Annotated in this window: 18 protein-coding genes; 8 read left to right on the top strand and 10 right to left on the bottom strand. The window is 59.0% G+C overall.

What is annotated here, in order from left to right:
- The 4 genes from IT585_02005 to IT585_01990 all read left to right on the top strand — a co-directional run.
- Nucleotides 1-1,599 (top strand): hypothetical protein (locus IT585_02005; protein ID MCC6962007.1); only part of this gene is annotated, 1,599 nt, incomplete at its 5' end.
- Complete coding sequence (locus IT585_02000; protein MCC6962006.1) at nucleotides 1,596-2,057, top strand: hypothetical protein; 462 nt, start codon at nucleotides 1,596-1,598, stop codon at nucleotides 2,055-2,057. The genes IT585_02005 and IT585_02000, both read left to right, overlap by 4 nt.
- Complete coding sequence (locus tag IT585_01995) at nucleotides 2,054-2,491, top strand: hypothetical protein (protein ID MCC6962005.1); 438 nt, start codon at nucleotides 2,054-2,056, stop codon at nucleotides 2,489-2,491. Before IT585_02000 ends, IT585_01995 begins: the two co-directional genes overlap by 4 nt.
- A gap of 342 nt (nucleotides 2,492-2,833) precedes the next feature.
- Nucleotides 2,834-6,640: a hypothetical protein gene (locus IT585_01990; GenBank protein MCC6962004.1), complete on the top strand. Its 3,807-nt coding sequence runs from the start codon at nucleotides 2,834-2,836 to the stop codon at nucleotides 6,638-6,640.
- A gap of 177 nt (nucleotides 6,641-6,817) precedes the next feature.
- On the opposite strand, the gene IT585_01985 is transcribed toward IT585_01990, so the two are convergent.
- On the bottom strand, nucleotides 6,818-8,299 hold the full coding sequence (locus tag IT585_01985; protein MCC6962003.1) for a hypothetical protein: 1,482 nt from the start codon (nucleotides 8,297-8,299) through the stop codon (nucleotides 6,818-6,820).
- A gap of 271 nt (nucleotides 8,300-8,570) precedes the next feature.
- Between IT585_01985 and IT585_01980 the strand changes: the two genes are divergently transcribed.
- From IT585_01980 to IT585_01970, 3 genes are read left to right on the top strand one after another with little or no spacing between them, the layout of a single operon-like run.
- A complete protein-coding gene (locus IT585_01980) occupies nucleotides 8,571-8,954 on the top strand; it encodes a hypothetical protein (protein MCC6962002.1) in 384 nt (127 codons plus the stop codon).
- Nucleotides 8,951-10,279 carry a B12-binding domain-containing radical SAM protein gene (locus tag IT585_01975; protein MCC6962001.1) on the top strand — a complete coding sequence of 443 codons (1,329 nt, stop codon included), beginning with the start codon at nucleotides 8,951-8,953 and terminating at the stop codon, nucleotides 10,277-10,279. The genes IT585_01980 and IT585_01975 overlap by 4 nt, the downstream gene beginning before the upstream one ends.
- Entirely contained in the window at nucleotides 10,276-10,665 is a 390-nt protein-coding gene (locus IT585_01970; GenBank protein MCC6962000.1) for a hypothetical protein, read from the top strand. Before IT585_01975 ends, IT585_01970 begins: the two co-directional genes overlap by 4 nt.
- Before the next feature lie 35 nt (nucleotides 10,666-10,700).
- Here the strand turns inward: IT585_01970 and IT585_01965 are convergent, their stop codons facing one another.
- The 6 genes from IT585_01965 to IT585_01940 form a co-directional block, all read right to left on the bottom strand.
- Nucleotides 10,701-11,432, bottom strand: coding sequence for a hypothetical protein (locus IT585_01965; GenBank protein ID MCC6961999.1), 732 nt, complete (start codon nucleotides 11,430-11,432; stop codon nucleotides 10,701-10,703).
- 124 nt (nucleotides 11,433-11,556) lie between these two features.
- Nucleotides 11,557-12,522 carry an aldo/keto reductase gene (locus IT585_01960; protein MCC6961998.1) on the bottom strand — a complete coding sequence of 322 codons (966 nt, stop codon included), beginning with the start codon at nucleotides 12,520-12,522 and terminating at the stop codon, nucleotides 11,557-11,559.
- A 9-nt stretch (nucleotides 12,523-12,531) separates the two neighbouring features.
- Nucleotides 12,532-15,642 carry an efflux RND transporter permease subunit gene (locus IT585_01955; GenBank protein ID MCC6961997.1) on the bottom strand — a complete coding sequence of 1,037 codons (3,111 nt, stop codon included), beginning with the start codon at nucleotides 15,640-15,642 and terminating at the stop codon, nucleotides 12,532-12,534.
- Nucleotides 15,639-16,739, bottom strand: coding sequence for an efflux RND transporter periplasmic adaptor subunit (locus IT585_01950; protein MCC6961996.1), 1,101 nt, complete (start codon nucleotides 16,737-16,739; stop codon nucleotides 15,639-15,641). Before IT585_01950 ends, IT585_01955 begins: the two co-directional genes overlap by 4 nt.
- A 15-nt stretch (nucleotides 16,740-16,754) precedes the next feature.
- Complete coding sequence (locus IT585_01945) at nucleotides 16,755-18,383, bottom strand: TolC family protein (protein MCC6961995.1); 1,629 nt, start codon at nucleotides 18,381-18,383, stop codon at nucleotides 16,755-16,757.
- A 235-nt stretch (nucleotides 18,384-18,618) separates the two neighbouring features.
- The gene (locus tag IT585_01940; protein MCC6961994.1) at nucleotides 18,619-19,239 is read right to left on the bottom strand and encodes a DUF3365 domain-containing protein; all 621 of its coding nucleotides are present in this window, start codon (nucleotides 19,237-19,239) and stop codon (nucleotides 18,619-18,621) included.
- 169 nt (nucleotides 19,240-19,408) lie between these two features.
- Between IT585_01940 and IT585_01935 the strand changes: the two genes are divergently transcribed.
- A complete protein-coding gene (locus tag IT585_01935; protein ID MCC6961993.1) occupies nucleotides 19,409-21,160 on the top strand; it encodes a chloride channel protein in 1,752 nt (583 codons plus the stop codon).
- A 17-nt stretch (nucleotides 21,161-21,177) separates the two neighbouring features.
- Here the strand turns inward: IT585_01935 and IT585_01930 are convergent, their stop codons facing one another.
- The 3 genes from IT585_01930 to rpmG form a co-directional block, all read right to left on the bottom strand.
- The gene (locus IT585_01930) at nucleotides 21,178-21,585 is read right to left on the bottom strand and encodes a hypothetical protein (GenBank protein ID MCC6961992.1); all 408 of its coding nucleotides are present in this window, start codon (nucleotides 21,583-21,585) and stop codon (nucleotides 21,178-21,180) included.
- Nucleotides 21,586-21,621: 36 nt separating this feature from the next.
- Nucleotides 21,622-22,836, bottom strand: a complete 1,215-nt coding sequence (locus IT585_01925; protein MCC6961991.1) for an MFS transporter — start codon at nucleotides 22,834-22,836, stop codon at nucleotides 21,622-21,624.
- Nucleotides 22,837-22,947: 111 nt separating this feature from the next.
- Nucleotides 22,948-23,133: a 50S ribosomal protein L33 gene (rpmG, locus tag IT585_01920; GenBank protein ID MCC6961990.1), complete on the bottom strand. Its 186-nt coding sequence runs from the start codon at nucleotides 23,131-23,133 to the stop codon at nucleotides 22,948-22,950.
- Between the last annotated feature and the right edge of the window lie 52 nt (nucleotides 23,134-23,185).

Raw genomic sequence — 23,185 nt, 5'->3', positions numbered from 1 at the left:
GGGGCGCATCGGACCAGCGCGATCGAGGCAACACAGGTCTACACGGAGGCGGCGCTGCGGGAAATCTATCTGGCGGATGCGGTGCGGCGGGCGGTGCCGAGGGTCGAGGCGTTGGCTCCGCGTCTGGGACCGATCATGACGCAGCGGCAGGTGATCGGGCGTGACGGCAAGCAGTATGTCGAGACGCTGTATCACTTCCGCGAGCGGAATCCCGGGACGGAGCGCAACTACGCGGAACAGTTTATCATGCGACAACTGGGTTGGCCGTCGCGCATGGAGCGGGCGGTCGAGGAAGTGCTGGGCGTAAGTCCGCGGACGCAGCGGAAGGCGGCACAAGTGATTACGGCCGGGTTCTATCGCACGTTGATCGGTGCGGCGCTCGATACCGGAGTGAAGAATCTTACGCAAGGGATCAACACGCTTTCGGAGTTCGGACTGGCGCCGACGCTCAAGGGCTATGCGGAGCTTCTGACTTCGAGCGGTCGGAAGGTGGCGAAGGATGCGCGGCTGCTGGAGGACTACGAGCCGCTGCTCTATGGCGGCGAGTTGAAGCTGGGGTTCGGCGCGCTCAGGAAGTTTGACGATGTTGTGCTTTCGGGTCCGATGCGGTTTGCGGAGTTCGTGAATCGCGGGGCTTCCTATCACGCGGCGATGGATGTGGCGATCAAGGGCGGTATGGCGGTCGAGGATGCTCATGTCTACGCGTTGGAGATGGTGCGCAAGCTGCAATTCGCCTACGGGAAAACGCACATCAGTCCGCACGTGCAGAGTGCTCTGGTGCGACCGCTGTTTCAATTCACGTCGTATCCGATTAAGCAGGCGGAGTTGATGTACCGCTGGGCGACCGAAGGCCCGGAGGGTCAGAAGAAGCTTCTGCGCTACCTGGCCACGACCGGAGCGCTGGTGATGGGCGGCAAGTATGGGGATCTGGACTTGTCGGGGGTGTTCTTTGATCCGTTTGTCATGGTCGATCCAGACGGTGAAGGCGGCACACAACTGCCGTTCAGCGAGGATCGGGTGAAATTCTCGTGGGACAAGCTGGTGCGATCCGGCTTCGTTCCCCAAGGGCCGGCGCCGGTGATCTCGGTCCCGATCAAGGTGGTGGAGTTGGCGCTGGAGCGTGACCCGAGGGAGCGCAAGTTGAAGTTCGACGATCTGAAGCGGATCATCCCGAATCGGTACGCGGCCAAGTTGTACGAAATCTATCAGGACGCCCGGCGGGGTTATCGTGTGACGGGGCGCGATCGGCGTCTGGTGGATGTGAGTCCGCGCGATCTGATCCTGCGGGCGCTGGGGTTCCGGTCGAATGAGTGGGAGCGGGTGAAATCGCAGCGGGAGCGAGTGGTCGAGGTCGAGGAGTACTACTACGCGCAGCGGCGGAAGTTCATTGACCTGGCGCTAGATGGTGAGGGCGACAAGGCGCGGGAGGCCTTTCAGGGGTTGGCGGATAAGTACCCGTACCTGGTGCCGCGGTTTCTCAAGTCGATCACGGCTGAGGCGTTGGTCGAGGAGGCGAAAAAGAAGCGGATGACTGCCGATCAGCGATTCTTTGATAACAGTCTACGCGAGACGATCCGGGAGCAGGAGCGGCGGCGATGATTCTGGCGACTGCGACGATTGAGCCGGCGAATTCAGCCGGCGAACTGTTGACGGGAGCGCAGTGCCGGGCGCTGCGTTTGGCCTGCCGGCGCACGCTGCGGGAGGTCGGGGCTGAGGCGGGTATTCATCTGGAGGAAGTCTGTGCATTCGAGAGCGGGCGGATCAAGCTGGGTGAGAAGCGGCTGAGGCGTCTGCAGCGGGCGCTTGTCGTTCTGCAGACCGCTCCACGGGGTGGTCGGGTGAATCCCGATCGGCGAGTGGGGTTGGAGGAGCCGTTGACGCGTCATGAGCAGTGGGTGTTTCGGCGGTATTGCAGCCGGTGGACTGCGCGCGGATTGGGGCGGTTGAACGTCGAGAAGTTTGCCGTGGCGGTGAATGAGATCCTGAGGCGGCCGGTGCTCTATGCCTGCATTGAGCCGCGGGCGACGTTGAGTCCGGTACTCGTTGAAGGGGATTGACGTCTCCGGATTTCCTGCTATATTTCCATGTGACCTATCGACAGCATTTAATCTCTCTGATCATCGGCTGGGCGGTGATGATTGTCATTGCCGTGTTGGTACTCGGGACCGACACGATCAAGGTCGTGGTGATCTTCGGAGGCGGTCTGGTGATCCTGTCTTTTGTCCTGGCCTATGTGCTGGAGCATGGCGGGCGGGTGATCAGAAAGTGGAAGTTGAATGCGGAGGCAGAGAGGGTTTTCGGTGGATACGGTCGCAACGGGAAGCTGCTGTTTACCGGCATTTGGCCGGATCATCCGGTCTACGATCTTGAGACTGGTGAGGAAGTGGGGGAGTCGATCACAGCCGGCTCCTACATGAAGGCGCAGCGGATCTCGGAGGAAGAAGGGGAACGGTTGTTGAAGTCGATTGGGGTGGAGATTCGGAAGAGGTAGGGGGCAACCGTCAAGCCACTAGTGAGTAGGCAGAGGTAGCGGGAGCCTAGTTTCGTCAAGATTGCGCGCAGTTTGGACCGCGACGGAGATGCACCAGGAAACTGGGAGGTAGATCTTCCTAATGGTATATTGGCCTTCGACTGCGATCCAAATTGTTGTGGTCTGCGTTGGTACTCTGGTGTTCTCTTGCCGGCCGGGAGTCTGTGCTTGAGCAATGGGGCAAGCGATCGAGAAGTGGCGGGAGATGATCGCGAGGGTTGGGAACGTATCGGTCTCATCGTCATCTAGCTGGCGCGACATCTATGCATTGCAGGATGGGTTTTGCGATCTAGAGAAGTAAAGATGGGTGAGTTGGCTACAATATTAACGGTATCTAATAGTGACCTTGCGTCCCTCAGCGCGGAGCAAGCGGTAGACGTTTTTCGCTCGCTTCTCTGGGCAGAGGCCACAGCCAATGGCATCGCAGCGAGTCTGATCAATGTCCCTTCCGCGATCACGGTTGCAGATGGAGGAGTTGACGCAGAAGTCTACGTCTCAGCTGATAAGACGTGTCATGGGCTCCTTGAGCCTGGAATCAATCGATACCAAATAAAAACAGGGCATGCGTCGTTAGCAGAGCAATCGACCGTCAGACAAATCCTCTTCGGACGAACTGGCGGTGTCCTCCGACCGAAGATAAAGAGTTGCCTTGATCAAGGTGGCAGATTCGTCATTGTATACTTCGGTACTGACCTACCCGAGACGGAGCAAGGTGCTCTTGTTGCGAAATACGCAGAGGCGCTCAAGTCAGTAGCTCCCTCCTGTCCAAAGCCACGCATTGAAATCTGGCAACAAAACCAGATTCTTGGTTTTCTTAACAAGTTCCCGTCGCTTTCACTTCGTGTGAATCATCGGACGGCAGCCAGGTTTCAATCTATGAACAGCTGGTCTAAGGATGATGATATGCAGAAGCAATTCATCGCTGACTCCGATCAGTCTGACGCAATACAGTCTCTGGTCTCCGTCCTCGTGGCTCCAACATATGGAAGGGCTACGCATGCTCGAGTTCTTGGTGATCCGGGTATCGGTAAGACTCGATTGGTACTAGAGGCTCTGAGCAGCCGTAGTGACTTGGCTCCGCTTGTCATTTACTGCCGCACTGCGGCCTATTTTCTTGATAGTGATCTTGAAAACGAGCTTCTGCGCGACGACGCCACTTTCCGGGCGGTCCTCGTTGTTGATGAATGCAATTCAGACGAATCTGCGCGAATCTGGAACCGCTTTGCTAATCGAGGGGATCGGATCAAGCTGATAACCTTGTTCACTGAGAGGGACCGTCGCCCTGGCGACACGATATACATAGATGCTCCGCGCCTTAGCGACAATAACATCCAGAAGATACTTGAGAGCTACGGAATCTCGAAAAGTCTCGCGAATCGGTGGTCTGATTTCTGCGGTGGATCGCCGAGAGTTGCCCATGTCATTGGCCAGAACGTGATCAGCGAGTCTCCAGACGTACTTGCCCAATCTGATAAAAACAGTATTTGGGATCGATACGTCGCTGGCTCGGATGATGTTGAGAGTGAGAGGGTGCACAAACGAAGAGTTGTGCTACGTTTTCTGGCGCTGTTCAAAAGATTCGGCTTTGAACCACCGCTAGCTGCGGAATCTGATCTCATTTTCAAACTGATAAGCACGTGGGACAGCAACATTTCAAGAAGAGAGTTTCTTGACATTGTGAATACATGTAGAGAGCGGCGAATCCTGCAGGGGAGCCACACACTTTATATCACACCCAAGGCTCTCCACATTAAACTTTGGCTGGAATGGTGGCAAGCCTACGGACAATCATTCGATTGGCATTCCTTTGCCGAATCGCTGAACGAACAGCTTCTGGACTGGTTTAGAGAAATGTTCAAGTATGCTGCCTCGACTGAGCCTTCACGCGCTATAGCTGAGAGTCTTCTCGGTTCCGACGGTCCCTTTGCCGATGGCTCGATGATTCAGTCTGAACGAGACTCACGTTTTTTTTTGGCGCTGAGTGAAGCCGTCCCACAACAGGCGCTGGAGTATCTTGAGCGGGCGTTTGCAAGTCGTGGCGTTGCCGAACTCAGAAGGTTCACTGCCGGCAGGCGACACGTAGTCTGGTCCCTTGAGCGGATCGTCGTGTGGAGGGAGCTTTTTGGCCGTGCGGCTCGGGTTCTGTTGAGACTTGCTGAAGCCGAGAATGAGAACTTCTCGAACAACGCTACCGGAGTGTTCACTAACCTTTTTTCCCCAGGCCCAGGAGTGGTTGCTCCTACGGAGGCGCCGCCAGCCGAAAGGTTTCCAATACTTGCGGAGGCATTGAACTCAGGCAGTCCGGACATTAGAAGGGTTGCTATCCAGGCATTCTCGTGCGCCTTTCACTATGGCCAGATGATTGGGTCGTTCGATAGTACGATTCATCAAGGTTTGAAGGGGGAGCCAGTACTGTGGACTCCAAAGACATACGGAGAGTTCTTCGATGCTTACCGAATCGCGCTCCAGTTGTTCCACGATGCCCGTGGCTGGCTGACAAGGGAGGACCGCTCCCAGCTCAACGGTATCTTCGTAGAGAAGATGGCGGAGATGAACCAGATTGGTGCACTGCAGGAACAGCTGTTGGAAGAGGCGACGTTGCTCCTTGACGACGAAACAACAGACAGACGCCAATTCATAAAGCAGGTCTCAGCGATTCTGCGACACAACAGAGAGACGATGCGGCCTGACATCCGTTCCAAGTGGAAAGAGATTCGAGCCCGGTTGGTCGGAACCGATTTCAACTCGCGTCTTCGCCGTTATGTTGGGATGAACATCTGGGAGGATGACTTCAATGACGAAGGTGAGCGAACAGACACCTCTGCCGAGCAGATTAGGCTGCTCGCCGAGCAGGCGCTAGCTTCACAAGATCTGCTAACTTCGAATCTCGACTGGCTCCTATCATCGGAGGCAAACAACGCATACGTTTTTGGATATGAGATTGGGAAGGGGGACGTCAGCGCGGCCTTGCAGGAGATTCTCGTGACAAGATTCCGAGCACACGTTCGGCCAGAAAACGAGACTCTGCTGGCGGGCTACCTTCGCGCTATCAGCGAGCGCAATGAGGAAACCTTCCAACAGACTTTAGATGGGTTCGCCGAAGATGAGCGTGTCCAGTATCTGGTGCCTTCACTCACCTGGCGGACACTGTGCAATGATGCTTCTTTAGCGAGAGTCCTTAGGTTGCTGATTGACGGCGTCATTTCGATTCCGGAGTTACGGATGTTCACATTTGGCAGAGCGTTCGAGAATGTCTCCGAGCCCCTATTCCTCAAGTGGATTGACGTTCTACTGACCGATGAGTCTGGAGCGGGGGCGTCTATCGCATTGAATCTCAGTGTCTTCTATTACGGCCGCCGCGAAAACAAGCCGCGTTTGCCGAGGCATCTAGGCAGATCTGTTTTGCTGCATGGGAGTTTCTTTGCCAGTCCGCGCGCCTCCAAACGGCATTCCATGGATCAGCACTTGTGGACAGAGCTGGCTGGCGGACATATCAAACACTATCCGGAGGATTCTCTCGAAATCGCCACACGACTACTTGAGAGCATGGGCAAGGAGAAGTCGATATCAGATGGCTTTCGGCCAGAGCCCTTGGCCATGCTAGAACGAATCGCATCCGCCAAACCTTCGGAAGTCTGGGAGTTGGTGGCGTCGTACCTCGGGCCGCCAATTGACAGCCGGGCGCGGCACATCAAGGACTGGTTGCACGGTGCTCAATTGATAGACTCTCGAACCGCCGGTGGCCTCGACCGCTTTCCTCCAGAACTCATTTGGCGCTGGGTTGATGAAAAGCCTGAGGAGCGCGCTTGGTATGTTGCCAATTTCGTGCCGCCGAGCCTGTTTCAGCAGGAAGGCAGAGTCTGTCTAGCGAGAGAAGTCCTGGCTCGCTATGGAAACCGAGAGGAGGTGCGCAATGAGTTCTCGGCTAATTTTTCATCAGAAGGGTGGTCGGGGCCGGAGAGTGTTCACTATGCGAAACAGAAACGGTCATTACTCAACTTCAGAGGTAATGAGTCGAATTCGAACGTGCTCATGTGGATTGATGAGTACTTGTCCAGACTAGAGACAAGGATTGAGCAGGCACGGATTGAGGAAGAGCGAGAGTACTGAATATTGCCGTGCTATGGCTTAGGCCGAGCGTCGTTTGCTGCCGACCTTGATATGAAGGATCAGGGGGATTTTGGTGTCAGTTAAGCTGCAAGTCCCTGCACCGCTATTCAAATCGTATTGGCATCCCCCTTTTGTCGGTCACACTCCCCGAAAGTTTCTCGAATCGTGATTTGAACGCTATCGGGAGTCAACCTCCGGTTGTTGTTTAGCAGCCTCGATGCGGATTTGTTCGAGTTTGGCTTCGAACTCGGCGCGCAGTTTGGCGATCTGAGCGTCGAGGCGCGTTTGCGCCTGGCGGTCGAGTTCCACTTGCCCGGGGTCGGTGCCGGCGGCGGTCCCAGCTGCCGGCGGCAGGAACCAAGCATACGAGGTCGGAAAGAAGAGCACGGCAAGGTTGGCATTATGGATAAAGGTGGTGTTGGCGGAATGGAGCGGACGCTTGGCGAGCAAGTAGAAGTACTGAACGCCCGCGTCGACGCTGAAGTAGCCTTGTGCTACCATCGGAAAGATATACTTCTGCCCTGCCAGCAAGTCGTTTTGCATGAGGATATTGGCGCTGACCGGGAAGGTCGTCTCCGTGTTCGAGACTCCGAGCCTGAAGGTATCCGAGCTCGTGGCTCGAAATTCCAGGCTGCCCGAGGCCAGCACGAGCGCATAGCCGTCGGTCGGGAATCGCACCAGGCGTGACGCAACCGTGAAGAGCGTATCATCCAGTTCGACAACGGTTGTGCGCCGTGTGTTTGCCAAGCCGGCTTCGTTGGCGCACTCGAGGCTGGAGATCGCGCTCCCCGGCAGCATCACGGACGAGTCTTCGCTCGCATTCATGTCGAAGAGCACCGAGCGGTCGGCGCCAAGGATCGAGATGCGGGGGTTGTTACTGCCACTGTAGTTTCCGTCCACGATCAAGCCAAAGTCAACGGTGGAACGGCGCACGGTCAGATAGCCACCGCTGCCGTCGCCATCGGCAGCAAGATAGTCTGCGGTTGAGCCATTACTATGGAACAAGTCGATGGCGCCACCGCCGCTGCTGAACTCGCGCAGGGTCAGCGCCGGACCGGACGTTTGGTTGCCATAGAGGTTAAGGCGGCCATCGTCCGTGGGTGAGCCGAGCCGCAACTTGGAGCCAATCAACGAATCGGAGGCATGGGCCGAGCCGATGACGTCGAGTTTGAAGGTTGGCGTGGTGGTGCCGATGCCGACTTTGTCGGACGGAGTCTCCAGTGCAACGTTGGTGCCATAGTCGTACCAGCCGCCGCCGATGTAGGCGCGACCGGCGATATCGGCGCGGAAGGCGTAAGGTGTACTAACCATAGGGCGCAGCGGCCGGAGCTGGGCACCACCGTCAACGGCAACACCGAGATAGCAGACCGGGCCGGTAAAGGCATTGAGAGGAATCGGCGTTACCACTCCGAGAGTAGCGCTGAACAAGCCGTCGGTCACGGCCACGTTGTTCTGAGTCTCCGTCCAGATCTGCGTGATCCCGGCGGTGTCGGCAAAGATAGCGAACGTCAAGTTATGAGATCCGGTGAGCGGCTGACCGACGTTGTTGGTGAGTCGTCCCTGATAGCTGATCATGCCGGGGATTTCGGCGAGCAGCCTGGGACAACAGATGGCGAGGGCGGCCACGAGGGCAATCCGGATGAGTGGGGTGCACTGCATGAAACGGCTCCTTACAAGAAAGGCGATGAAAGTGGAGTAGTTTTGACCGTTTGAGCATGGCGAGCTCGAACGACAAGCCGCCAACGTCTGACAATTTCTTCATTCAATGTAGTATTATCGACCCGTAAGTCAAGTTCTGAAAACGCTATGACACGCTAAGACGGCACGGGCTTGGACGTTCACGGCCGTGAGAAAGAAAAAGTCTGGTATTGCCGCATACTTGACAATTGATTATGGTTAATAAGATCAATTTACATACGAAAGGTCGACTGTGACAATTAATCTGTATACCGGCTGGATCGGGATCTTCGCCGCATGCCTGGTGGGTATGATCACCGGTCTGTTTTTTCACAAGGAGGATTTCCTCGGGGGCTACGGCAGCTGGCCGCGGCGACTGATGCGACTGGGCCACGTGGCGCTGGTGGGGTTAGGTTTGATCAACCTGGCCTTTGTCTTCACGGTGCGGAGCTTCAATGTCGCCGCGGATTGGGAACTGGCGGCGATCCTGCTGGTCGTTGGTACGATCGCGATGCCGGTGAACTGCTATGCAGCGGCGTTTTATCGCCCGGCGCGGCATTTGTTTTTCATTCCGGTTTTGTCGGTGGCCGTCAGCGCGGTGATCACGATCTGGAGGGTGGTGAGCTTGACATCATGAAAATTGGATTGATTGCGATGAGCGGGATTCGGGTGCGCGACGAGGAACTGGTGCGCGTCGGTTTGACGCTGCCCGGTTTCGTCGAGCGGTCGCTGACGATTGCGTCGCTACCGAGTCTGGGGCTGTTGACACTGGCGGCGTTGACACCGCCGGAGCACCAGGTGGAATACATCGAGATGCCGGACATTGCGCTGTTTGATGAGCTTCCGGACGGCTTCGATCTGGCGGCGATCTCCAGTTACAGCGCGCAAATCGATGAAGCGTATGAGCTCGCGCAACGTTATCGCGAGCGCGGGACGAAGGTGGTGATCGGCGGGCCGCATGTCACCGTCGTTCCTGAGGAAGCGCTGCAATTCTGCGATAGCGTGGTGGTGGGCGAAGGCGAGCCGTGCTGGCCGGAGGTGCTTGAGGATGCCAAGGCGGGCAGGCTGAAGGCGGTCTACGATGCCCGGAAACGGGAGTATGACCTGACGGCGGCGCCGATGCCGGCGTACGATCTGCTTGATATCGAGAATTATAACCGCCTGACAGTGCAGACAAGCCGCGGGTGTCCGCACCATTGCGAATTTTGCGCCGGGTCGATTCTGCTGGCGGACCATTACAAGCAGAAGCCGATTGCGAAGGTGCTGGCGGAGATCGACAAGATTCGGGAAATCTGGCCGCACCCGTTTATTGAGTTCGCCGACGACAACTCGCTGGTCAATCGCAGCTACTGGAAAGAGTTGTTGACGGCGATGATTCCGCGGCACTTGCGTTGGTTCACCGAAACCGACATTTCGGTCGCCGAGGACGAGGAACTGCTGACCCTGATGCGGCGGGCCGGCTGCGCGCAGGTGCTGATCGGTTTTGAGAGTCCGGTGGTCGACGGGCTGGCGGGGCTGGAACTCAACAATGATTGGAAGTACAGGCGGTTTGCGTGCTACCGTGAGGCGATAGGGAGGATTCAGGCGCACGGGGTGACGGTCAACGGTTGTTTCGTGCTGGGTCTGGACGGACACACGACGGCGATCTTTGACGAAGTCTATGAGTTTGTGCGTGCCAGCGAACTTTATGAAGTGCAGGCAACGGTGTTGACACCGTTTCCGGGCACGCCGCTTTATGAGCGATTGAAACGCGACGGGCGGTTGTTGGAGCCGACGAACTGGAAGAAATGCACGTTGTTTGACGTCAATTTCGTACCGGCAAAGATGGCGCCGGAAGAATTGACGCGGGGATTTCGCAAGTTAATCGCGCGCCTGTATAGCGACGAATTCACGGCGCAACGGCGCGAGTCGTTCAAGAAGAACCTCAGGCAATTTCACGGAGAGAAAGGCGGAGGAGTATGAACAAGCGCACGATAGTATCGGCGATCTACTATGTGACGGCGGTTTATGACGGCGTTTTGGGGATCATGTTCCTGTTTGCGGCGCCGTCGCTGTTCGCGTGGTTTGAGGTGACGCCGCCGAACCATTACGGATATTTGCATTTCGCCGCGGCGTTGTTGATCAGCTTCGCGCTCTTGTATTGGGCGATTGCGCGCAATCCGGAGCGGAATCGCAACTTGATGCCCTACGGCATGCTGTTGAAGGTGTCGTATTGCGGCGTGGCGTTTTACCACTGGTTCACCGCCGGAATCCCGGGGATGTGGAAGCCGTTTGCGATCATCGATCTGGTGTTCCTGGTGTTGTTCATCTGGGCGTACCGGGCGATTCCAAAGCGGGAGGGAGTATAAGAATAGACGTCGCGCTGGACGGGCCGACGCGCGGCCTACTCCTTCCCTGCCAAGGATCGGGCAAAGCTGCGACAGATCGCGGTGATCATGTCGCCGGCCGGCGGGATTTCCGGATCGGGGGGCGAGAGGAAGTTGAGCAACAAACCGACCGCGAAGTCGCTGAGCGTTGAAGACGTGTTTTCCGGTTCCGAGTCGGAGTATCCTGACCGAGTCAAGGAGAATCCGCCGTTCCACAATTGCCGGCAGGTGGCCGCATCGTAAACGGCGAAGTAGATCATGATCGTACGCTTATTTTCGATGTAATTGCCTTTCTCGGAGTATTTTTCTTCGCTGGTGACGCGGTCCTCAACAACACGACCGAAGATCAAACAGCTACCGTCAGGCGCCCAGGCTGATTGCAGCGGCGCGAGATCCTCGGAGTCCAGTAAACCATCGACTTCAAACTTGTTCACAATCTTTGTCAGTGCATCCGTGCCGATCTTGTTGCGGCAATAGTGGATTGGGGCAAGATTCGACTCGGGCAGTTCCGTGCTGAGAGTAGACCAGGCCAGACTATCGAGCAGGGGACGCAGGGTTGCCTTGGCCTTCTCATCATCGCCGCGAACACCGATACCGCCAAGAACGAGCGGGACCGAGTTTAGCTTGGAGGGTGTGAACTCGGGGTCGCGCCAGATTCCCACTGCTTTGGGGGCACAGGCCGAAATCACGACTATCAGCATGACGAGAGTCGTCACCATGATTGCCGCTCGGAGAGAGAGGATTTTCATAACACCTTGCTTCGTTAATAAATGCGCTGATACCGACCGGATGACGATCGCAGCAGCACTTGCAAGTGCAAGCTAGTGATTTTTGTCCAAGATGTCCCAAAAAGATTAGGACTCGATCTGGTGTCTATGAAGCGGTGTAGGCGCTGGCGGCGGTGAGGCGGGCGAGTTGGTCGGTTGTGAGTTTGAGATCGGCGGCGGCGATCAGGTCCTCCAGTTGTTCGATCGAGGTGGCGCTGGAGATCGGGGCGGTGACGGAGGGACGTGCCATCAGCCACGCGAGCGCAACGCTCGCAAGTTTTGATTGCAGTTCAGAAGCTACCTGATCGAGTGCCGTCAGGATGCGAAGGCCGCGTTGATCGAGGTAGCGGGCGACGCCTTTGCCCCGTGGACTGCGGTCGAGGTCGGCCGCGCTGCGATACTTGCCGGTCAGAAATCCGCGCGCCAGTCCGAAGTAAGGAATCACGCCAAGGTGTTCACGGAGGCAAAGGGGTTCCAGCGTCGTTTCAAACTTCTGTCGTTCACACAAATTGTACTCAGGCTGCAAGCTTTGATATAAGGGGAGGCCCGCCTGTCGGGCTGTTTGCAGCGACTCCTGCAGGCGGTCGGCGGTAAAGTTAGAGGCACCGATGGCGCGCACCTTGCCAGCGTCGAGCAAGCGGTGGTAAGCCTCAAGCGTTTCGGCGACCGGAGTGGCGAGATCATCGGTGTGCGACTGGTAGAGGTCGATGTATTCGGTTTGCAGGCGCTGGAGTGAGGCTTCGACTTCGCGCAGGATGTTGTCGGCCTTGAGTCCTTTGCGATCGGGGTCCATCTCGTGGCCGACCTTGGTGGCAATCACGACCTGATCGCGATTGCCGCGCGATTTCATCCAGTTGCCGATGATCGTCTCGGATTCGCCGCCCTGATGTCCCGACACCCAGGTCGAGTAGACGTTGGCGGTATCGATGACGCAGAAGCCGGCGGCGATGAAGCGATCGAGGATGGCAAAGGAAGTCGTCTCATCGGCTGTCCAGCCGAAGACATTCCCCCCGAGGATCAGGGGCGGCGTGGTGATGTTGGAATCGCCCAACCGCCGCAATTCCCTTGTCATGCAGTTCTCCTACGCATCGTTTGCGATCTTCTCCGAGCGCGCGACAACGTCGTGAGCATCTTCATCGGAATGTTTAGACCCACGGGTGAAGCGCGACAACATCGCATAAACCACCGGCACCAACACCAGCGTCAAAAAGGTCGAGAAGAACATGCCGCCAACCACGGCGATGCCAAGCGGGCGGCGGGATTCGGCGCCGGCGCCGAGGCCGATGGCGATCGGCAGGACGCCGAAGATCGTTGCAAACGAGGTCATCAGAATCGGGCGCAGACGGATGCGCGCCGCCGCGACAACGGCGTCGATCACTTCGCGGCCACTTTCGCGGAGCTGGTTGGCATACTCGACGATCAGGATCGAGTTCTTGGTCACCAACCCGATCAACATAATCAGGCCGATCTGCGAGTAGATATTCAAACTCTGGCCAAAAACGAAGAGCGAGACCAGCGCGCCGACAACGGCCAGCGGCACTGAGAGCAGAATCGTGAGCGGGTGGATGAAGCTCTCAAATTGCGCCGCCAGCACCAGGAAGATGAAGACGACGGCGAGCAGGAAGAGAAAGTAGAGACTCGTGCTGGAGTCGCGGAATTCCTTTGACTGCCCGGCCAGGTCGCGCTTGATGCCGGCCGGCAGGCTGGTCTCGGCAATTTGATCGAGCTGGTCGAGCGCCTGGCCGAGGCTGACGCCGGGGGCGAGGTTGGCAGAGATCGTCGCCGAGCGCACGCGATTGTAATGGTTGAGTTCTTTGGGCGCGACGGTTTCGCGCACATGGACGACGTTGGCAAGCTGCACCAGCCCACCGTTGCCGCGCAGATAAATGCCGTCGATCGTGCTCGGGGTGGCGCGGTCGGTCGGCTTGAGCTGGACAATGACATCATACTGCTTGGAGCCGCGCTTGAAGTTGGTGACGGTGCGGCCACCGAGGAAAGTCTCCAGCGTCGTGCCGATATCGGTGACTGAGACGCCGAGTCCGGCGGCGCGATCGCGATCGATGGTCAGGTCGAGCTGCGGCTTGTTGAGGCGCAGGTCGGTGTCGAGGTTGATCAAGTAGCCAAGTTTGGCGGCGCCGCCCATCATGGCGCCGACCGCCTGCTGCAGCTGGTCGTAAGTATCGCCCTGCAGCACGTATTCGACCGGCTTGGAGCTGACGCCGGAGCCGAGGCTGGGCGGGCTGACGACGAACGCGAGCACACCGGGGATCGAGAAGATGCGCGGGAAGAGTTCGGCCACAATTTGTTGCTGCGATTTGTCGCGCTGGTTGCGCGGTTTGAGACGCAGGAACATGAAGGAATTGGAGACGCTGCCGGGACCGGAGAAGGCCAAGCCGGTCGCGGTAAAGAGGCCCCCGGCCTCGGGCAGACCCATGAGGATGCCTTCGATCTGGCGGACGTAGCGATCGGTGTATTCGAGGGTGGAGCCCTCAGGTGCGATCACGATACCGAAGCCGATGCCACGGTCTTCGATCGGCACGAGTTCACTCGGGAGCAGTTTGATCAGGCCGACGCTGAGCACGACCAGCAAACCGGCGACACCGAGCGCCGCGACGCGCCGCCGTAGAACGGTCCGAAGAATGCGGTCGTAGGTGCGATCGAGCCACTCAAAGAAGGCATCGAACGAGCGCGTCGCCCAGGTGTTGCTGACGCCATGCAGCGGTTTGAGCATGCGCGAGCAGAGCATCGGCGTCAAGGTGAGCGCGACGAAGCCGGAAATCAGCACCGCCACGGCAACGGAAAGGCCGAATTCGTTGAACAGGCGGCCTACGTTGCCCTGCAGGAAGGCGAGCGGCACGAAGACGGCGACGAGCGAGATGGTGGTAGCAAGCACGGCGAAGCCGATTTCTTTGGAACCATCGAGCGCCGCCTGTCGCCGGGTCTTACCCATCTGCATGTGACGGAAAATGTTTTCGAGTACGACGATGGCGTCATCGACGACGAGACCGATTGCGAGCACCAGCGCCAGCAAGGTCAGGATATTGATGGTAAAGCCCGCAAAGTAGGCCATCGCGAGCGTGCCGATGATCGACGTTGGAATCGCGAAAGTCGGGATGACGGTGGCACGGAAACTCTTGAGGAAGACCAGGATCACGAGCACCACCAGGAAGATAGCGATCAGCAGCGTCTCACCGACTTCATTGATGGATTCGCGAATGAAGGTGGCCGAGTTGTAGGCGACGCTGACCTGCATGCCCTCCGGCAGCAGCTTCTGCAGTTCCGGCAGGACCGTGGTGACGGCTTCGGCGACATCGAGGGTGCTGGCGTTGGTTTGTTTACTGACACCCAGACCAACGGCAGGCTGGCCGTTGTAGCGAACGGCGGTGCGTTCGTCTTCGGCACCGAGGGAGACCTCGGCGATATCGCCCAGCCGCACGAGTTCGTCGCCATCCTGTTTGACAACAATCGCGGCAAATTCTTCGGGGGTCGCCAATTCACCCCGGGTGCGGACAGAGAATTCGCGGCCGAGCCCTTCGACGCGACCGGCGGGAATTTCGGCGTTTTCGCGGGCGATGGCGGCTTCCACATCGCGGGTCACGAGACCGTGGGCGGCCATATGCTGGGGATCGAGCCAGACGCGGATGGCATAGCGGCGTTCGCCGGCAATACGCACTGCGCCGACACCGGGCAGGCGCTGGAGACGTTCTTTCATGACACGATCGGCCACATCGGTGACTTCGAGGTTGGAGTGGCGCGACGAGTAGAGCGCGAGCCAGACGATCGGCTGCGCGTTGACGTCAACCTTCTCGACGATCGGTTCCTCGGCCTCGCGCGGCAACTGGCCACGGACGCGCGAAACGCGATCGCGAACGTCGTTGGCGGCTTCATCAACGTTGCGGCCCAATTCGAATTCGATGGTAATAACGGAGCCCTGTTCGCGGCTGGAGGAAGTCAGTGTCTTCACACCTTCGAGGGTGGACAATTGTTCCTCGAGGACGTCGGTGATTTCGGTTTCAATGACGCTCGGGCTGGCACCGCGATAGATCGTCTGGATCGAGACGATCGGCGGGTCGATGTCGGGATATTCGCGGACGGGGAGACGGGTATAGGCGACCACTCCAAAGAGAATGATCACCAAGCTCATCACCGTCGCGAAGACGGGGCGTTTGATCGAGAGTTCACTGAGCTTCATTTCGGGGCTCCCGCCGCATCGGCGCTGGCTGCACCCTGGCTTTGCACCGGCATGATGCGCGCGCCTTCATAGAGCTTCTGGTGGCCGGTTCGAACGACCAGGTCGCCGGCGGCCAGACCCTTGACGATTTCGACGGAGCCACGCATCCGCGTTCCGAGGACGACCGGGGCGCGGGTGACGGTGGAGTCGGATTTGATCGCATAGACCAAGGTTTGGTTGCCCTCGGCGAAGACGGCCTCATCGGGGATGGTGAGGGCACCGGTGCGCTGGCTCAGGACGGCCGAGACGTTGGCGGACATGCCAGGGCGGAACTTGCGACCGGGGTTATCGAGGCGGGCGATGATACGGACGCTGCGCGTTGCCTGCTCGATCACCGGTTCGACCACGTCGATCTTGCCTTTGAGTTCGTAATCGGGAAAGGCGGTCGTGGAGACGCCGACCTCGGAACCGCGCGTCAGGCTGGGATAGTAGCGTTCCGGGGCGTAGAAAGTGACTTTGATGCGATTAAGTTCGGCCAGTTCGGTGATGGGGGTGCCGGCACGGACGAAGGCTCCGGGGCTGACCAGGCGCGCGCCAACCACGCCGTCGAAGGGCGCGACGATGCGCGTTTTTTCCAGCCGGGCGCGAATCAGCGCGAGATCGGCTTCGGCAATCTTCAGTTCCGCGGCGGCGTTGTCGAGGTCTTGCGGAGCACCGGCGCCCTGATCGACGATTGACTTGACGCGCTCGTAGCTGATGCGTTTCTGGTCCAGCAAGGCCGAGGCACGGGCCTCTTCCGCGCGCAGTTGGGCGTCGTCGAGCTGGGCGATCAATGCGCCTTTGGCAATCGGCTCGCCTTCGCGGTACGGCACGTCGATGACGAGAGCATCGATTTGCGAGACGATCGTGACGGCGTCGTTGGCTTCGATGGTACCGACGGCGTCGAAGCGATCGGCGACGACCGTGGGGGTGACCATGGCGGTTTCGACGGCGGTGGGCGGAAACTGGAATCCGCCCGCCTGCTGTTTGGAGCAGCCGGTCAATGCGAAAGTCAGCAGCGCGGCGCCGGCCAGCAGCAGAGCGCTGCGATTAAAGAGCTGAAGTGAATGGGTGATCATATCTACATCGTCCTTCTATTCTGAGAGGGGTCCCTCGATTGTTCCCGTGGTCAGTCGTTTGAGCGCAGCGGCAGCTTTGGCGGCGCGCACCAGCGCCTGCGAGTAGCGTTGTTGGGCAGCGGCCAGATCGGCGGCCAATCGCACCAGTTCAAAAGCGGTGGTGCGGCCGGCGTTGTATTCGAGCGTGCCGATGCGCACCTGTTCCACTGAAGCGTCGACGCCATCGCGGGCCACCTCCAGGCGTTTGCGGGCGTGCGCCAATTCGCGGTGGCTGCGGCGGAGATCTTCCTCGACGGTGCGCCGCACGGCGAGATATTGCTGTTCGGCGCGGGCGGTTTCACCGCGCAGGCGGTCGCGTTCGCCGGCGCCGGAGCGCAGGCCGATCGGATAGGAGAGGCGCAGGCCGATGCTCCAGGTCGGATTGTCGCGTTGCAGGGCGGCGCTATAGGCATCGCCGAAGCTGCCGTCGAAGCTGCTGCGGACAGTGTCGCCGCTGAGAACGACCGGTTGGGCATCGCCGGCAAGTCCGACACCGCCGATGGCGCCGACCAGATCGAGAGTCGGCAGAGCATTCCAGCGCGCGCCCTGTTCACGGGCGCGGGCGGCGGCGACCAGATCGGCGGCGACTTTCAGGCTGCGATTGGTTTCGAGAGCCGCCGGCACGAGTTGCTCGATGTCGTCGAGCGGAAAATCGGCTGCCGGTTCACTTTGCGGATGGAAGCGGCCGTTGTTGCCCTGCGGGCGCTCGCCGATGAGCGACGCCAACTGATCGGAGATGCGGTCGAGGTTTTCTTCGCGATCGAGCACGGCCTGTTCTTGTTCGGCGAGGAAGACGCGGGCATTAGCGACCTGATTCGGTCCGACCAGTCCGGCCTCGGAGCGCAGGCGCGTTTCGTTCAAGAATGATTGCGATTGGTCGCGAATCAGGATTTGCACCGCGAGGTCGCGCTCGGCGGCGTACAGATCCCAGTAGGTCTGCTCGACCGTGGCGGTGACCGCCAGGACGGCGTCTTCGTAAGCGGCTTGAGCGGCTTCCAGTTCGCGCTTGCTCGAGCTCAGGTCGCTGCTGGTGCCGGCGCCAAAGCCTTTGAGGAGCGGTTGCGTGATCTGCAGGAGTCCCTCAGCCTGGTATTGCGGATTCAGGGTGGCGAACGCCGAATTGGTCTCGGTCTTGATCGTATTCATCGATGCCGCAATGGACGTGCCGAGCGGAAGTGTAATGCGAACGCCGGTCGAAGTGCGAAATTCATCCTGGGTCAGGACATCGGCGCCGGCGAAAGGCGAGGCGCTGGGCAGATCGCGGCCGGATTTGCTCAATTCGGCGAAGAGTTCGGGGTCGAAGGCGCCGCGCTCACGGCGAACGGTTCCGCCGGCGGCGCGCAATGCCGCTTCCGCAGCGCGCACGGTCGTAGCTTGTCGGAGTGCAAGTTCCTTGGCCTGTTGCAGACTGAGCGGCGCACCCTGAAGCTGCTTGAGTGTTGCGGCCAAAACGCTGTCGGGATTGGTGATCACCAGAGGGGTTGGCGCGGCGCGCAAGATTTGCGGCAGTGCCAGCCAGAGGATGAAGATCCAGAATCCGAGGGTGAGGAGCCGGGACCGGCTCGAAGTTGCCGAGAAATGCGGTAGTTGTGTACAGTAAGTCATCTTCATAGATCAATTTAAACGAATATAATAACCCAAAGTTCCCCGTGATCCAATAGTACGCGCGAATAGTGACATCAAAGACCCAATATTATGGAGAAGCAGAAGGCAGCAATCACATTGGGCGCGGCGAGACGAGGAGTTTTGTTAGAATTGTGTTTGGCAAATGAGAACGCAGCGGCGCGGTGATGAAACCGTCGCCGCCGCGTGGGAATTCGAGATCAAATCGAGTCAGTCGTTACTTACCGGCGGTGAGTTTCTCAGCGTAGGTCTTCCCTTCCGGCCACAGCACTTCAATTGCAAACATGCCGCGCAGATCGCCGACCTTGTAGCCGACGGCTTTGTCGTCGGGATAAAGTTCTTTGATCTTCTCGGCGACGCCGGCCTGGAACTTGGCGGGGTCGCCGTGGCAGTTCATGCAGACATCGGCAGCGCGAATCGGCAGGTAGTAACGGAATTTCTGCGGCTGCTCGGGGTTGTCCCAGGACGCGACGAAGGCGGGGGCATCCTTGACGGCGAACTGCGCCAGCACGGCCAGTTGCAGCGAGTCGGCCTGATTATTGCGATTACGCGGCTTGTCGGTGACGCGTTCGATAAACCAGCCGTCGCGCACATGCGCGATCTGGATATCGGGGGCGACGACGTTGCAGACGCCGAGGGCGTTGACCGGGCCGCCTTCGGAAAGGGCCAGTTTGAGCGAGGTCTGCAACTGCGAGGTGAATTGGGAGATGGCCGCGACCGCGGCATCCTGCAACATCTTTGTGTCGGGCGGATTCGCCGCCGGCTCAGGGTTCGAACTGCCCAGCGCGACGGCGAGGGTCAGCAACAACAGGCAAGTAACGATAATTCGCTTTCTCATCGCGATACCTCCTGGATAGGTTACTTCATGTAGGGCAGATTTAACTTGGGGCAATCGCAGGCAGTTGTAAAGCAAAAAAGTGGAGAATTTACGCGGCGATGAGGCGGGCGATCGGGGCTTGCGTTGAAACCGTGAATGTACAATATAGAATGAGCGGGGCTCAATCGTTATGATCAACATTGACTTCAACCGCTTGCTGGCGCAGTTACGGATTTCCGGGACTAATGCGCTCTTGATCCTGGCCGCGCTGGTCGGGATCGCGACCGCGCTTGGGGCGATCGGCTTTACGGCGCTGATTCGATTCGCCAACCACATTTTCTTCGGCATGACGGATGAGTACCTGACGCATTTCGGGGGCGGCGGGGTATTTAAGTGGTGGTTGCCACTGATTCCGATGCTGGGCGGGTTGTGTGTGGGACCGATCATCCACTATTTTGCGAGCGAGGCGCGCGGTCACGGGGTGACGGAGGTGATCAACGCGGTGGTGCGGTTGGGGGGCATCATTCGTCCGCGGGTGGCGGTGGTCAAGACGGTGGCCTCAGCGATCTGCATCGGCTCCGGCGGGTCGGCGGGGCGCGAGGGCCCGATTGTGCAGATCGGTTCGGCGATCGGTTCGACGATCGGCCAGTTTTTCAGCATGTCGGGCGAGCGGGTGCGGGTTCTGGTCGGCTGCGGCGCAGCCGCGGGGATTGCGTCGGTCTTCAACGCGCCGATCGCGGGCGTGCTGTTTTCGTTGGAAGTGATTCTGGGGGACTTTGCGATCCGCACATTTTCGCCGGTGCTGATTTCGTCGGTTGTGGCCAGCGTGATCACGCGATCGATTCTCGGCAACTATCCGGCGTTTCAAGTTACGCCGTACGAGCTGGAGTCGGTGTGGGAGATCATCATTTACTCGATCATGGGGGCGGTGCTGGGTGCGGTGGCGGTGTTGTTTACGAAGACGCTGCACAAGACGGAAGACTTCTTCGAGCGGTTGAAAATCAACTCACTCATTAAGCCGGGGATCGGCGGGTTGCTGCTCGGCGGCATCGCGATCTTCTATCCGCAGGTACTGGCGGACGGATACGAGACGATCACGCTCACGCTGAATGGCGACATGGCGTTCGCGCTGCTGGTGCCGTTGATTTTCCTGAAGATTATCGGAACGTCGATGACGCTGGGGAGCGGCAGTTCCGGCGGGGTCTTTGCGCCGTCGCTGTTTATCGGCGCGGTGGCGGGCGGCGCATTCGGGGTGTTGGCCAATTGGCTCTTCCCCGGCGCCGTCGGTCATCCGGGGGCGTATGCCCTGGTCGGGATGGCGGGACTGGTAGCCGGGACGACACACGCGCCGATGACGGCGATCCTGATCATCTTTGAAATCACCAACGACTACCACATCATCCTGCCGCTGATGATGACGGTGACGTTTTCAACGCTGATGGCGCGCAGTTTGCTGCCGCATTCGATCTATACGTTCAAGCTGTTCCAGCGCGGCATCGAAATCCGCGGCGGCCGCGACATCAACGTGCTGCGGGCGCACAAGGTACGGGACGTCATGCGGACGCAGTTCGAGACGATGACAGCGGCGACGACGCTGGGGAAAATTTTCACGCGCTTCGAGCAATCCAACGAGAACTATTTTGTGGTGATCGACGGGGAGAGCCGATTACTGGGAGTGTTGTCGATCGAGGACGTACGCTCACTGATGTCGCGGCGGACGGTCGATCAATTGATCGTGGCACAGGACATCGTCCGCGCCAACCCGTCGACGCTGAAGCCGGACGACGATTTGGAAAGCGCGACGAAGGCGTTCGCTTTGCGTGACACGCGGTTGTTGCCGGTCGTTGAACCAGGGGATTCGCGCCGCGTGGTGGGTATACTGGCGCGGGATGACCTGACCAATTTCTACAATCGCCGCCTGGTGGACCTGATGCGGCAGTAACCGGCGCCGCGGGCGGGTCAGGAGTCGGTGCGGCGTTTGCCGGCGGGCGCAGCGTCGGCCTCGAGATGAAAGCGATGCAGGAAGCGGTGGAAGACCGGCATCCAGAGCAGGCCGAACACGCCGAGAATCACGACGCCGCTGAGGATGGCGTACACACCGGCGAAGATCTTGGCTGCGCCGGTAGTGAGGATATCGACGGGTCCCATGCCGCCGACAATCATCGCGGCGTTGAGGAACGCATCGAGCCAGCTCATCGGCGCCAGTCGGTGATACCCCAGCATTCCGAGAAACACCCAGAACGCCAGCAACAACATGCCGACAAGCGTCGCGGCCAGCAAGCGATGGGCGAAGCGGCGGGCCGGTAAGAGCGGCTCGTGGCGGCGCTCATAGCCGATGATTTTCCGATAATTGGAATCTGTGGACATCCTACCTCCCGGTCACTGATCGTGACGTCAACGACGTCACGACAGCGCTGGTTTCACGGTTGTTCGCATCCAAACCAAGGTACCGATCACGCCGAAGGCGGCCGCGGTCACGAAATTGGCAGCGGGACTGATCATCCAGAGGTACGCGCCGCCAAAAGCTGCGACGGCGACCACGCAGTCGCGGAGAAGATAATAGGTGCCGAAGGTGGCCGCCTCACGATTCGGCACGGCAAGATCGATGATCATCGCCTTGCGCGTGGGTTCGCCGAATTCCTTGAGGCCGCGGATGATGAAGGCCAGCACGAGAAGCCAGAACGACTGGCTGACGAGCAGGATCAGGGGAAAGATCGTGAAGAAGCCAAAGGTGGCCACGACAAACGGTTTCTTTTCGGTTTGATCGGAGAAGTAGGCGACCGGGATGTAGACCAGCATCGCCGTTGCCATCTCAACCGTGGTAAGAATCCCGAACTGGAAGGCGGTCACGGGCGAGGAGATTTCTTTCATGCACCAGAGGACGACGAAGGCATAAGGAATCTGCTCGCAGAAGCGGACAAGGATATCGGAGAGCAGCAGTTTCTTGAGTTCGGGACGGAACTGGCGGAACAGAACGAGGGGATTCTTGTCGGGAGTTTTGTCGAGGGCGGCCGTGGTGTCGTCGGCGGGGATCATGATTTGCTGCATGATCGCCGCGACAATGGCCATGCCGAGGGCAGCGAGAAAAGCGAAGCGCACACCGGTGACCTCGCCCCAACCGGCAATAAAGAGGCCGCCGACCAGCGGACCGAGCGCCATCGGGATACGGCGGATCAGCGAGTGCATGGAGACGCCCATGGCGCGTTTGTTTTTGGGCAGAAGTCGGGCGACCAGGCTCATGGTTGCGGGCAGGGAGATCGCCGTCCAACTGAGGAAGAAGACGGAGCCGATGATCACTGCCCAGACCGAGGGAATCAGAATCACGATCACGAAACCGGCCATGGCGATGACGTTGAAGATCAACAGCGCGCGTTTGGTGCCGTAGCGATCGACGATGTAGCCGCCGGGGAAAGAGTAGAGCGCCGAGAGGAGATTGTCGAGGCCGTTGAGGAGGCCGACGTAGATCGCGCCGCCGCCGAGGGCGACGATGTAAATGGGCAGGAAGCGCTCCGCCATCTTCTCGCCCATGCCGACGAGGACGACCATGCCGAGCAGCGCGACCATAGAGCGCTTGAGGCCGAGGAAGTCACGGAGTTTGGCGAACGATTGCGGGCTCATCGGTTTCTCGCGGGGGTAATCAGGCGAATGTGTCAGCGCGCGACAAGGCAAAAACAAAAACGGCACACAACCGGTAGGGTCGTGTGCCGTCAAGCTTGCGGAGCGCTGACTTCAGCGAATCTCCTTGTGGATCGTGTGGCGACGCAGGAAGGGGTTATACTTCTTGATCTCCAGGCGATCGGGCGTGTTGCGCTTGTTCTTGAAGGTCGTGTAGCGCGACGGCGTGGCGCCCTCTTTGCGGGCTTCCGTGCACTCGACCGTGATGAATGCGCGCGCATCACCTTTCTTCTTGGCCATGCTCTATCTCCTTACAATTATATATACCAATTCACGGCGCAGGCCCGGGGGC

It is taken from the genome of Candidatus Zixiibacteriota bacterium (assembly GCA_020853795.1).
GTDB lineage: Bacteria > Zixibacteria > MSB-5A5 > CAIYYT01 > CAIYYT01 > JADJGC01.
The sequence above is the reverse complement of the archived record's forward strand: the minus strand, read 5'-3'. Positions and strand labels throughout refer to the sequence as shown.